This window comes from Mycobacteriales bacterium, assembly GCA_036497565.1.
Classification (GTDB): domain Bacteria; phylum Actinomycetota; class Actinomycetes; order Mycobacteriales; family QHCD01; genus DASXJE01.
Genome location: DASXJE010000038.1, coordinates 1 through 12,654, shown reverse-complemented (window position 1 = coordinate 12,654; position 12,654 = coordinate 1). Strand labels below are relative to the sequence as shown.

General features: G+C 69.0%; 8 protein-coding genes and 1 tRNA gene. 5 read left to right on the top strand and 4 right to left on the bottom strand.

Annotation, left to right across the window (positions count from 1 at the left end):
• Positions 1–95: 95 nt before the first annotated feature.
• The 3 genes from VGH85_03700 to VGH85_03690 form a co-directional block, all read right to left on the bottom strand.
• Positions 96–170, bottom strand: a tRNA-Val gene (locus VGH85_03700).
• A 25-nt stretch (positions 171–195) separates the two neighbouring features.
• Entirely contained in the window at positions 196–660 is a 465-nt protein-coding gene (locus VGH85_03695; GenBank protein HEY2172896.1) for a peroxiredoxin, read from the bottom strand.
• A gap of 73 nt (positions 661–733) precedes the next feature.
• Positions 734–1,171, bottom strand: a complete 438-nt coding sequence (locus VGH85_03690) for a DUF3052 domain-containing protein (protein HEY2172895.1) — start codon at positions 1,169–1,171, stop codon at positions 734–736.
• A gap of 231 nt (positions 1,172–1,402) precedes the next feature.
• Between VGH85_03690 and aceE the strand changes: the two genes are divergently transcribed.
• Positions 1,403–4,156, top strand: coding sequence for a pyruvate dehydrogenase (acetyl-transferring), homodimeric type (aceE, locus tag VGH85_03685; GenBank protein HEY2172894.1), 2,754 nt, complete (start codon positions 1,403–1,405; stop codon positions 4,154–4,156).
• A 7-nt stretch (positions 4,157–4,163) separates the two neighbouring features.
• Here the strand turns inward: aceE and VGH85_03680 are convergent, their stop codons facing one another.
• Positions 4,164–5,402 (bottom strand): M20 family metallopeptidase, encoded by a 1,239-nt coding sequence (locus VGH85_03680; GenBank protein ID HEY2172893.1) that lies wholly within the window; start codon positions 5,400–5,402, stop codon positions 4,164–4,166.
• Between the two features lie 67 nt (positions 5,403–5,469).
• On the opposite strand from VGH85_03680, the gene VGH85_03675 reads away from it, so the two are divergent.
• The 4 genes from VGH85_03675 to glgB form a co-directional block, all read left to right on the top strand.
• Entirely contained in the window at positions 5,470–7,443 is a 1,974-nt protein-coding gene (locus tag VGH85_03675; protein ID HEY2172892.1) for an alpha-1,4-glucan--maltose-1-phosphate maltosyltransferase, read from the top strand.
• Entirely contained in the window at positions 7,440–9,119 is a 1,680-nt protein-coding gene (gene treS, locus VGH85_03670) for a maltose alpha-D-glucosyltransferase (protein ID HEY2172891.1), read from the top strand. The genes VGH85_03675 and treS overlap by 4 nt, the downstream gene beginning before the upstream one ends.
• Positions 9,116–10,501 (top strand): hypothetical protein, encoded by a 1,386-nt coding sequence (locus VGH85_03665; protein HEY2172890.1) that lies wholly within the window; start codon positions 9,116–9,118, stop codon positions 10,499–10,501. Before treS ends, VGH85_03665 begins: the two co-directional genes overlap by 4 nt.
• Positions 10,498–12,654, top strand: a 2,157-nt coding sequence (glgB, locus tag VGH85_03660; GenBank protein ID HEY2172889.1) for a 1,4-alpha-glucan branching protein GlgB, incomplete at its 3' end; no start/stop codon positions are given. The genes VGH85_03665 and glgB, both read left to right, overlap by 4 nt.

Genomic DNA, 12,654 nt, shown 5'->3' with positions numbered 1-12,654 from the left:
CGTCGGGGACCGGGCCCTGGACGGCCAGCACCTCGACGGCCGTGATGGTGATCTTCCGCATCCGCCCTGGTTCTCCCTGTTTGGGGGATCAGCGATGGTGGGCGCGGCAGGGATCGAACCTGCGACCGCCCGCTTGTAAGGCGGGTGCTCTCCCGCTGAGCTACGCGCCCGGGAAGAGCCGAGCCTACCGGCCGGTCAGGCCGCCAGCCGCTCCAGTGCCTTGGTCCAGACCGCCTGGTCGCGCCGTTCGCCGGGCTGGTTCATCTCGGCGAAGGCGACGGTGCCGTCCCGGTCGATCAGGAACGTGCCGCGGTTGGCCATCCCGGACGCGTCGTTGAAGACGCCGTAGCTGCGCGCCGCGTCACCGTGCGGCCAGAAGTCCGACAGCAGCGGGTAGCCGAGCTTCTCCGCGTCGTCGAACGCCTTGAGCGAGAAGACGGGGTCGGTGCTGATTGCGAGCACCTGCACCTCGTCGTTCTGGAAGCGCGACAGGTCGTCGCGGACCTGGGTCAACTCGCTGGTGCAGATGCCGCTGAAGGCGAACGGATAGAACACCAGAAGCACGTTCTTCGACCCGCGGAACGACGACAGGGCGATCGACTCGTTGTTCTGGTCCTTCAACGTGAAGTCCGGTGCCGTGGCACCAACCTCAACGGCCATCAGTGGCCTCCTCGCGATCAGAGCAGTGGAAACGGGACAAGGTGATCGAATCCCGAGCATGCCACGGCGCGGATCAGCGCTTGGAGCGGGCCGCCTTCGGTGCCACCAGCCGGACGCCGGACCAGTCGCGGCCGACGGACAGGGTGCTGGTCTGGGACAGGCCGGCGGTCGGTGCCGCCTCACTGATGTCCCAGGGCTCGATGTGTCCGGTCCGGCCGACCTTCGGCGTGAGCAGCCACACCACGCCGTTGTCGGCGAGCGGGCCGATGGCGTCGACCAAGGCGTCGACCAGGTCTCCGTCCTCGCCGCGCCACCAGAGCAGCACGACGTCGACGACCTCGTCGGAGTCCTCCCCCACGAGGTCGCTTCCGGAACGCTCGACGATGGACGATCGGACCTGCTCGTCCGCGTCGCCGGCTTCATAGCCCAGCTCCTGGACAACCATCCCGGGCTGCACGCCGAGGCGCGCCGCCAGGGTCGGACCGTCCGCCGAATCAGCGGTGGGGCTCACCTCTGCCGTCCTCCACGAATATCGATTGAAAGTGGGTCGTTTGCGGGTGCTTCTCGTAGCAGATACACACTACGGCCCGGGCCGGGTTCGAGGGCTCCGGTCCGCAAGACTCGTCCGGTCGGGTCCGCACAGGGTACGGAACGCCGGAGGACGCACCGCGCGCCGGGCCGTCAGGGTCGGCGAGGATAGTAGGTGGCAGCCCCGCCGAGCCCAACGAGGAGAACGCGACCCGTGACCCCCGAGCGCTTCAGTGTCATCACCGATGGCCTGCCCAGCCAGCTCCCTGATGTCGACCCCGAAGAGACCCAGGAGTGGCTTACCTCCCTAGACGCCGCGGTCAACGTCGCGGGCCGGGGACGGGCGCGCTACCTGATGCTCAAGTTGATGGAACGTGCCCGCGAGCGCCAGGTCGGCGTACCGGCACTGCGTAGCACCGACTTCATCAACACCATCGCGCCCGAGCGCGAACCGTGGTTCCCCGGCGACGAATACGTCGAGCGCCGGATCCGTGCCTACATCCGGTGGAACGCCGCAATCATGGTGTCCCGGGCCAACAAGTACCTGGGCGTCGGCGGGCACATCGCGACATACGCGTCCTCGGCGAGCCTCTACGAGGTCGGGTTCAACCACTTCTTCCGCGGCAAGGACCACGGCGGCGAGTCGGGCGACCAGATCTACTTCCAGGGCCACGCCTCGCCCGGCATCTACGCCCGGGCGTTCCTCGAGGGCCGGCTGTCCTCGACCCAGCTCGACGGGTTCCGGCAGGAGCTCTCGCATCCGGGCGGAGGGCTGCCGAGCTACCCGCACCCCCGGCTCATTCCCGACTTCTGGGAGTTTCCGACCGTCTCGATGGGTCTGGGGCCCATCGAGGCGATCTACCAGGCCCGCTTCAACCGTTACCTGCTCAACCGGCAGATCAAGGACACCAGCCGGAGCCACGTGTGGGCCTTCCTCGGTGACGGGGAGATGGACGAGCCCGAGGCGCTCGGCGCGATCGGCGTCGCTGCCCGCGAGGAGCTGGACAACCTCACCTTCGTCATCAACTGCAACCTGCAGCGCCTCGACGGCCCGGTCCGCGGTAACGGCAAGATCATCCAGGAGCTCGAGGCCTACTTCCGCGGCGCCGGCTGGAACGTCATCAAGGTGATCTGGGGCCGCGACTGGGACCCGCTGCTGGCCCAGGACGTCGACGGCGTGCTCGTCAACGCGATGAACACGACCCCCGACGGGCAGTTCCAGTCCTACTCGGTCGAGCCGGGCGACTACACGCGGGAGCACTTCTTCGGCACCGACCCGCGGCTGCGCAAGATGGTCGAGCACCTTTCCGACGACGACCTGCGCCGGCTCTCCCGCGGCGGGCACGACTACCGCAAGGTCTACAGCGCCTTCAAGGCGGCCCGCGAGCACGTCGGCCAGCCGACGGTGATCCTGGCCCACACCATCAAGGGCTGGACGCTGGGCAGCGACTTCGAGGGCCGCAACGCCACGCACCAGATGAAGAAGCTGACCAAGGCCGAGCTGAAGGAGTTCCGCGACCGGCTCTACCTGCCGATCTCCGACGAGCAGCTCGAGGGCGAGCTGCCGCCGTACTACCACCCGGGCGAGCAGTCCGAGGAGATCCGCTACATGAAGGAGCGCCGGGCGGCGCTCGGCGGCTACGTCCCCAAGCGGATCGTGCGTCCCCGCGCGGTCAAGGTGCCCGAGCACTCGGCGTACGCCGACCTCAAGCGCGGATCGGGCAAGCAGGCGGTGGCCACGACCATGGCCTTCGTCCGGCTGCTCAAGGACCTGATGAAGGACAAGGAGTTCGGCCGCCGGTTCGTGCCGATCATCCCGGACGAGGCGCGCACCTTCGGCATGGACTCGTTGTTCCCGACGGCGAAGATCTATTCGCCGCACGGGCAGCGCTACGACGCGGTCGACCGCAATCTGCTGCTGTCCTACAAGGAGTCCACGTCGGGTCAGCTGCTGCACGAGGGCATCACCGAAGCCGGTGCGATGGGCTCGTTCATCGCGGCCGGAACGTCGTACGCGACGCACAGCGAACCGATGATCCCGATCTACATCTTCTATTCGATGTTCGGGTTCCAGCGCACCGGCGACCTGATGTGGGCCGCCGGCGACCAGATGACCCGTGGCTTCCTGCTGGGCGCCACCGCCGGGCGCACCACGCTGACCGGTGAAGGGCTGCAGCACAACGACGGCCACTCGCATCTGCTCGCCTCGACCAACCCGGCGTGCGTCGCCTACGACCCGGCGTACGCGTTCGAGATCGCGCACATCGTCGAGGACGCGCTGCGCCGGATGTATGGCACCAGCGAGGAGTTCCCCAAGGGCGAGGACGTCTTCTACTACCTCACCGTCTACAACGAGCCGATGCAGCAGCCGGCCCAGCCGGAGGACATCGACACCGAAGGGATACTCAAGGGGCTCTACCGCTTCCGGGCGGCCGACAGCGACGGTGCGGACGACCGGCCCCGCGCGCAGGTGCTCGCCTCCGGCGTCGCCCTGCCGTGGGCGCTGGATGCGCAGCGGATGCTGGCCGAAGACTGGGGCGTGGCCGCCGACGTGTGGTCGGCGACGTCGTGGACCGAGCTACGCCGCGACGCCCTCGCCTGCGACGAGTGGAACCTGCTGCACCCCGGCGACGACCAGCGCACTCCCTACGTCACCAGCAAGCTCGCCGACACGCCCGGGCCGGTCGTCGCGGTCAGCGACTGGATGCGCGCCGTACCGGATCAGATCGCACGGTGGGTGCCTAATCCCTACGCGTCGCTCGGTGCCGACGGGTACGGCTTCTCCGACACCCGCGGCGCCGCCCGGCGGCACTTCCACATCGACGCTCCGTCGATCGTGCTCGGGGTGCTCACCGAGCTGGCCCGCTCCGGCGAGGTCAAGCGGGAGGCGCTCAGCGAGGCCGTCGAGCGTTACCAACTGCTCGACGTCCAGGCGGCCGGAGCGGGCCCGACCGGCGGCGAGAACTGAGCCGGGTTCAGCCGGCGTCGGCGAGGTGGCGCAGGGCGAGCGCCGCGTAGACGGCCACGCCCGAGGCCATCGAGTCCTCGTCGAAGACGACCCGGTTGGAGTGGTTGTCCGGCGTGGTGGCGGGATCGGCGCCGGCCGGGCACGCACCGAGGAACGCCATCGCGCCCGGCACCTGCTCGAGGACGTAGGAGAAGTCCTCGGCGCCCATCACCGGGTGATCCATCGCGACCACCGCGTCGGCGCCCAGGACCGAGCCGGCGACCTCGCTGACGAACGCCGCGGCGTCGGAGTCGTTGACGGTCACCGGGTAACCCCGGCGGACCTCGACCTCGGCGGTCGCCCCATGCGCGGCGGCGATGCCGTGCACCAGCGTCGGCAGCCGGTCGGCCACCCGCGCGCGGGCCGTGGCGGACAGGCTGCGGATGGTCCCCTCCATGAACGCGGAGTCGGGAATCACGTTGTCGCGGGTCCCGGCGACGATGTGCGCGATCGTGACGACGACCGGGTCGAAGATCGTGAAACCGCGGGTGACCATCGCCTGGATCGCCGTGACGATCTCGCAGGCCACCGGCACCGGGTCGAGCCCGTCGTGCGGTGCCGACGCGTGCCCGCCCCGGCCGTGCACGACGATCCGCAGGGTGTCGGACGACGCAAGCTGCGGTCCGGGCCGCACGTTGATCGTTCCGGCCGGGTAGGTCGCCTTGATGTGCAGCGCATAGGCGCCGGTCACGGGCGGGGCCAGCTCGAGCATGCCTTCCTCGAGCATGATGCGCGCGCCGTGCATCCCCTCCTCGCCCGGTTGGAAGTCGAAGAGCACCTGCCCCGCGATCTGGGACCGTCGTGCCGCGAGCAACTTCGCCGCCCCGGCCAGCATCGCGACGTGGGTGTCGTGCCCGCAGGCGTGCATGACCCCGTCGACCGACGAGGCGAAGTCCAGCCCGGAAGCCTCCTGAACCGGCAATGCGTCCATGTCCCCGCGCAGCAGCACCGTCGGTCCCGGGTGATCGCCTTGCAGGACGGCCAGCACCGAACCCACGTTCTCACCGGTGTGCACCTGCAGGTCGAGGTCGGCGAGCTCGTCGAGCACCGCACGCTGGGTGCCGGGGAGCGCGAGGCCGGTCTCCGGCGATTGGTGGATCCGACGCCGCAGGTCACGCACCTGCGGAAGGAGTGCGCGCGCATCGTCGAGGACACCGGACAGGAGGGGTGAATAGGGCAACTGGTCGGTCAGGGCCGGATCGCTCATGACGGCTAGTCTGCACCGCCCGGACCCGAACTGCGATCGCCGTCCGGGATCGGTAGCGTGCACGGGGATGACTGGACGACTTGGCCTCACCGATGTCTCGCCCGTGGTGTCCTGCGGCCGCTATCCGGCGCGCGCCGTCGTGGGTGAGCAACTCCCCATCGCCGCGACCGTGTTCCGCGAGGGACACGACGCCGTGGCCGCGAACGTGGTCTGGCAGGGGCCGGACGGCAAGAAACCGCCGTTCGTGCGGATGCTGCCCGGGCTCCCCGGCACCGACCGGTGGCACGCGACGGCCGTGCCGACCTCGCCGGGTCGGTGGACGTTCGTCGTCGAGGCCTGGTCGGACCCACTCACCACCTGGTCACACGACGTGACGGTGAAGGTGGAGGCCGGTCAGGGCGCCGAAGAGCTGGCGAACGACCTGGAGCAGGGTGCCCGGCTGCTGGTGCGAGCCGCTCGCGGCGTCCCGAAGGACCGCCGCCGCGACGTGGTCGCCGCCGCCACCACCCTGCGCGATGCAAGCCTGGCGTTGTGGGCGCGCCTCGGGCCGGCCCTGGATGTCGAGCTGCAGGCCCTGCTCGAGACCTACCCGGTGCGCGAGCTGGTGACCCGCAGCCCCCGGTTCGAGGTCTGGGTGGACCGGCAGCGGGCGCTGTACGGCTCCTGGTACGAGTTCTTCCCCCGGTCGACCGGCGGGGTCGACGCGGACGGGCGGGCGGTGCACGGCACCCTGCGTACGGCGATGGACCGGTTGCCCGCCGCCGCCGGCATGGGGTTCGACGTCGTCTATCTCCCGCCGGTCCACCCGATCGGCGAGGTCAACCGCAAGGGTGCCAACAACACCCTGATCGCCGGACCGGACGACGTCGGGTCGCCCTGGGCCATCGGGTCGGCCGAGGGTGGCCACGACGCGATCGATCCCCGACTGGGCACCTTCGACGACTTCGACGCGTTCGTCACGCGCACCCAGGAACTCGGCATGGAGGTCGCCCTCGACCTCGCCCTGCAGTGCGCACCGGATCACCCGTGGGCGAGCGAGCACCCGGAGTGGTTCCGGGTGCTCCCCGACGGCACCATCGCCTTCGCGGAGAACCCGCCGAAGAAGTACCAGGACATCTATCCGCTCTACTTCGACACCGACCCCAAGGGCCTCTACGCCGAGGTACTCCGCGTGGTGCGCCTGTGGATCAGTCACGGCGTACGCATCTTCCGTGTCGACAACCCGCACACGAAGCCGCTGAACTTCTGGCACTGGCTGATCTGGGAGGTGAAGAAGACCGACCCGGACGTGCTCTTCCTCGCCGAGGCGTTCACCCGGCCGGCGATGATGCACACCCTCGCCAAGATCGGGTTCACCCAGTCCTACAGCTACTTCACGTGGCGCACCGGCAAGGCCGAGCTGATCGCCTACGGCCTCGAGCTGAGCCAGGCGCAGGACTACATGCGGCCCAACTTCTTCGTCAACACCCCCGACATCCTGCACGCCTCGCTGCAGTACGGCGGCCCGCCGATGTTCAAGATCCGCGCCGTCCTGGCGAGCATGCTGGCGCCGTCGTGGGGGGTCTACTCCGGCTACGAGCTGTTCGAGCACGTCGCGGCGCAGCCCGGCAGCGAGGAATATCTCGACTCGGAGAAGTACCAACTCCGACCCCGCGACTTCCCGGCCGCGGAGCGGGCCGGCCGCAGCCTGGCGCCCTACCTCACCCGGCTCAACGAGATCCGCCGCGAGCACCCCGCGCTGCAGCAGATGCGCGACCTGGTGTTCCACGAGATCGACAACGAGGAGCTGCTCGCGTTCTCCAAGCGCGACCCGGCCAGCGGCGACACCGTGCTCGTCATCTGCAGCCTCGACCCGCACGGCGCACGCGAGGCGAGCACCGCTCTCGACCTGCCGGCCCTCGGCTTCGACTGGCACGAGCGCTTCGTCGTCCACGACCAGGTCACCGGCGCGCGTTACGACTGGGGTCAGCACAATTACGTACGGCTCGATCCCTTCGTCGAACCTGCCCACATCTTCGTCGTCGAAAGGGCCGGCTGGTGAGCGAGCAGCCCCACCTCCCCGGACTCGCCAACAGCCAGGACCCCGAGTGGTACCGGCGAGCGGTGTTCTACGAGGTCCTCGTCCGCGGCTTCGCCGACAGCAACGGCGACGGCGCCGGTGACCTGCCCGGGCTGACCTCGAAGCTGGACTATCTGCAATGGCTCGGGGTCGATTGCCTCTGGTTGCCGCCGTTCTACGCCTCGCCGCTGCGCGACGGCGGCTACGACGTCAGCGACTTCTGCGCCGTACTCCCGGAGTTCGGGACGATCGAGGACTTCCGTCACTTCCTCGGCGCCGCGCACGCCCGGGGCATCCGGGTGATCATCGACTTCGTCATGAACCACACGAGTGACCAGCACCCGTGGTTCCAGTCGTCCCGGTCCGATCCCGACGGCCCGTACGGCGACTTCTACGTCTGGCGGGACACCGACGAGGGCTACCCCGACGCGCGGGTGATCTTCGTCGACACGGAGGTGAGCAACTGGACCTTCGACCCGATCCGCAAGCAGTACTTCTGGCACCGGTTCTTCTCCCACCAGCCGGATCTGAACTTCGAGAGCCCCGTCGTGCAGGACAGCGTGCTCGATGCGCTGCGGTTCTGGCTCGATCTGGGGATCGACGGTTTCCGGCTCGACGCCGTGCCCTACCTCTTCGAGGCGGAGGGCACCAACTGCGAGAACCTGCCGAAGACGCACGAATTCCTCCGGCGGGTACGCGCGGTCGTCGACGACGAGTACCCCGGCCGGGTCATGCTCTGCGAGGCGAACCAGTGGCCGGCCGACGTCGTGGAGTACTTCGGCAAGGGCGACGAATGCCACATGGCGTTCCACTTCCCGGTGATGCCGCGCCTGTTCATGGCCGTTCGCCGCGAGTCGCGATTCCCGGTGTCGGAGATCATGGCGCAGACGCCGGAGCTCCCCGAGCACTGCCAATGGGGCATCTTCCTGCGCAACCACGATGAGTTGACGCTGGAGATGGTCGCCGAGGACGAGCGCGACTACATGTGGACCGAATACGCCACCGATCCGCGGATGAAGGCCAACATCGGCATCCGCCGACGGCTCGCACCGCTGCTGGACAACGACACCGACCAGCTCGAACTGTTCACCGCGCTGCTGCTCTCGCTTCCCGGGTCTCCGGTCCTCTACTACGGCGACGAGATCGGGATGGGCGACAATATCTGGCTGGGTGACCGCGACGGCGTACGCACGCCGATGCAGTGGACACCGGACCGCAACGCCGGCTTCTCCACCTGCGACCCCGGCCGGCTCAACCTCCCCGTCGTGATGGACCCGGTCTACGGCTACCAGACCGTCAACGTCGAGGCGGAGATGCGCAACACCGCGTCGCTCCTGCACTGGACCCGGCGCATGATCGAGGTACGCAAGGAACACCCCACCTTCGGCCTGGGAACCTTCGGCGAGATCGGGTCCCGCAATCCGACGGTGTTGTGTTACGTCCGGGAGTTCGGCGACGACGTCGTGCTCTGCGTGAACAACCTCTCCCGCTTTCCGCAACCGGTCGAGCTCGATCTGCGCCGGTTCGAAGACTGGACCCCGATTGAGCTGACCGGGCGGGTGCGTTTCCCCCAGATCGGAGTGCTGCCTTACATGCTGACTCTCGCAGGCCACGGGTTCTATTGGTTCGAACTGGCGAAGCCGCAGGAGCGACGATGATGCCCGGAGCGCCTGAGGTCGACGAGCTACTCGACGGTTGGATGCCCGAGCAGCGGTGGTTCGGCGGCAAAGGGCGTGCGATCTCCCGGGTCCGCAGCACCGCGGAGTTGGTGCAGGACGGCGATCCGGCGCTGTGGGTCTATCTGGTCGACGTGGGCTACGAGGACGGTGGGCAGCACACCTACTTCGTCCCGCTCACCTTCCGCGCGCACACGCACGAGTCGTTGACCCACGGTCTGATCGGTGAGGTGACCGCTCCCGACGGCACCCACCTGTGGGTGCACGACGCGCTGCGCGACCGGGACGCCACCACGCTGTGGACCCGGCTGCTCGCCGCCGGCACGACGGTCGGCTCGTTGCGCTTCGTACGCGAGCCCGGGTCGGACATCCCCGTCGACACCCCCGGCGACACCCTCACCGCGGAGCAGAGCAACACCTCGCTGGTGTTCGGCGAATCCACCATCGCGAAGTTCTTCCGGCGCCTCGAGCCGGGGCTCAACCCCGACGTCGAGGTGCACGATGCGCTGCGGTCGACCGACAACCCGCACATCGCGGCGCTGCTGGGCTACATCACGGTGGACCTGCCCGGCGCCGAGCCGGCGACGGCGGCGATGGCCCAGACCTTCCTCCCCGTGGCCAGCGACGGCTGGTCACTCGCGCTGACGAGCGTGCGCGACCTCTACGCCGAGGGCGACCTGCATCCAGACGAGGTCGGCGGAGACTTCGCCGCCGAGTCGCACCGCCTCGGTGCCGCGACGGCGTCGGTGCACGCGGATCTGGCCCAGGTACTGCCGACCGGCAACGCCGGACGCGCCTGGCTGACCGAGACCGCCGCAGCGATGCGGTCCCGCCTGGCCGAGGCGTGCCGGGTCGTCCCGGACCTGCTGGAGCACGCCGCCGCACTGGAAGCCGTCTACGACGGCCTCGCCGAGGTGACCGGCGACCACGCCCTGCAACGCGTGCACGGTGACCTGCATCTGGGTCAGGTCCTGCGCACGGCGCAGGGGTGGACGATCCTGGACTTCGAGGGCGAGCCGGCGAAACCGATCATCGAACGCCGTACCGTCGACACCCCGCTGCGCGACGTGGCCGGCATGCTGCGCTCGTTCGACTACGCCGCCCGCTCGCTGCTGCTCGACGGCCAGGAGGACCCACAGCTCGCCTACCGGGCGACCGAGTGGGCCAACCGCAACCGGGCCGCGTTCTGCGAAGGCTACGGCGAGGCGTCCGGCTCCGACCCGCGCGACGCCGGCGTCCTGCTGACCGCGTTCGAGGCCGACAAGGCCGTCTACGAGGCCGTCTACGAAGCACGCAACCGTCCCGGATGGCTCACCGTCCCGCTCCGTTCACTCGACCGCATCACCGCCGAGGAGAGGTCGTGACCGTGCCTGACAAGGTCGGCGTACCCCGCGAAGAACTCGACAGGCTGGTCGGGGGGGCGCATCACAATCCACACGCCGTACTCGGCGCGCATCCGGTCGGCGACTCCGTCGTGATCCGGACCCTGCGTCCCGAGGCGAGCCGGGTGGCGGCGATCGTCGCCGGCAAGACCCTCGAACTGACCCGCGTCCACGACGGCGGTGTCTTCGAGGGCGTCGTACCCGGACCGGTGTCCGACTACCGGATCGAGACGACCTACGGCGACTCCGCCTACGTGACCGACGACCCCTATCGCTGGCTGCCCACGGTGGGCGAGGTCGACCTGCACCTCATCGGTGAAGGCCGCCACGAGCAGCTGTGGGACGTCCTCGGCGCCCACGTGCACCACTACGACACCCCGGGCGGCCCGGTCGACGGTGTCTCGTTCGCGGTCTGGGCGCCCGACGCGCGAGGGGTCCGGATCACCGGCGACTTCGACTACTGGGCGCGCCGGGCCTTCCCGATGCGCTCGCTCGGCTCGAGCGGCGTGTGGGAGATCTTCGTCCCCGGCATCGGGTCCGGCACGCACTACAAGTTCCAGGTCCTCGGTGCCGACGGCGTATGGCGGGAGAAGGCCGACCCGATGGCGTTCGCCACCGAGGAGCCCCCGGCGACCGCCTCGGTCGTGTTCGACTCGACGTACGAGTGGAACGACGACGCGTGGCTGCGGCAACGCGCCGAGACACCCTGGCACGCCGCGCCGATGAGCGTCTACGAGGTGCACCTCGGTTCGTGGCGGGCCGGGCTCGGCTACCGCCAGCTCGCCGACGAGCTGGTCGGCCACGTCACGTACGCCGGATTCACCCACGTCGAGTTCCTCCCCGTCGCCGAGCATCCCTACGGCGGCTCGTGGGGCTATCAGGTGAGCTCCTACTACGCGCCGACGGCGCGCTTCGGTTCACCCGACGACTTCCGCTATCTCGTCGACCGGCTGCACCAGGCCGGAATCGGCGTGCTCGTCGACTGGGTGCCGGGCCACTTCGCCACCGACGACTTCTCCCTCGCCAAGTTCGACGGGACCGCGCTCTACGAGCACCCCGATCCCCGGCGCGGCGAGCAGCCGGACTGGGGGACCTTCGTCTTCAACTTCGGTCGGAGCGAGGTCCGCAACTTCCTGGTCGCCAACGCCCTCTTCTGGCTCGAGGAGTTCCACATCGACGGGCTGCGGGTCGACGCCGTCGCCTCGATGCTCTACCTCGACTACTCCCGCAAGGAGGGCGAGTGGGCGCCCAACGAGTACGGCGGTCGGGAGAACCTCGAAGCGGTCGCGTTCCTGCAGGAGACCAATGCGACCGTCTACAAGCGGGTTCCCGGCGCCGTCATGATCGCCGAGGAGTCGACCGCCTGGCCAGGTGTCACGAGGCCGACGCATCTCGGCGGGCTCGGCTTCGGCTTCAAGTGGAACATGGGCTGGATGCACGACACGCTCGGCTATCTCGCGCACGACCCGGTGCACCGCACCTACCACCACAACCAGATGACGTTCTCGATGATGTACGCCTACTCCGAGAACTACGTGCTGCCGTTGTCGCACGACGAGGTCGTGCACGGCAAGGGCTCACTGCTGCGCAAGATGCCGGGCGATCGTTGGCAGCAGCTGGCCAATCTGCGCTCGCTGTACGCGTTCCAGTGGGCGCACCCGGGTAAGCAGTTGATCTTCATGGGCGGTGAGTTCGCCCAGGAGTCGGAGTGGTCGGAGGCCCGGTCGCTGGACTGGTGGCTGCAGGACAACCCGGACAACCGTGGGGTGCAGCAGCTGATCGTGGATCTCAACCGGGTCTACCGCGAGTCGCCGGCCCTGTGGACGCTCGACGTCGACCCGTCCGGATTCAGCTGGATCGATGCAAACGACGCCCAGGGCAACGTCTTCTCCTTCATCCGGCGCGGCGCGGACGGTTCGGTCGTGGTCTGCGTCGCCAACTTCGCCGGCAACCCGCACGAGCAGTACCGCCTCGGGCTGCCGATCGGCGGCCGGTGGGACGAGGTGGTCAACACCGATTCCGAGGTCTACGCCGGTTCCGGCGTGGGCAATCTCGGCGCGGTGAAGGCCGAGGAGAAGTCCTGGCACGGGCAGCCGTTCTCCACCGTGCTCCGGCTGCCCCCGATGGGCGTGCTG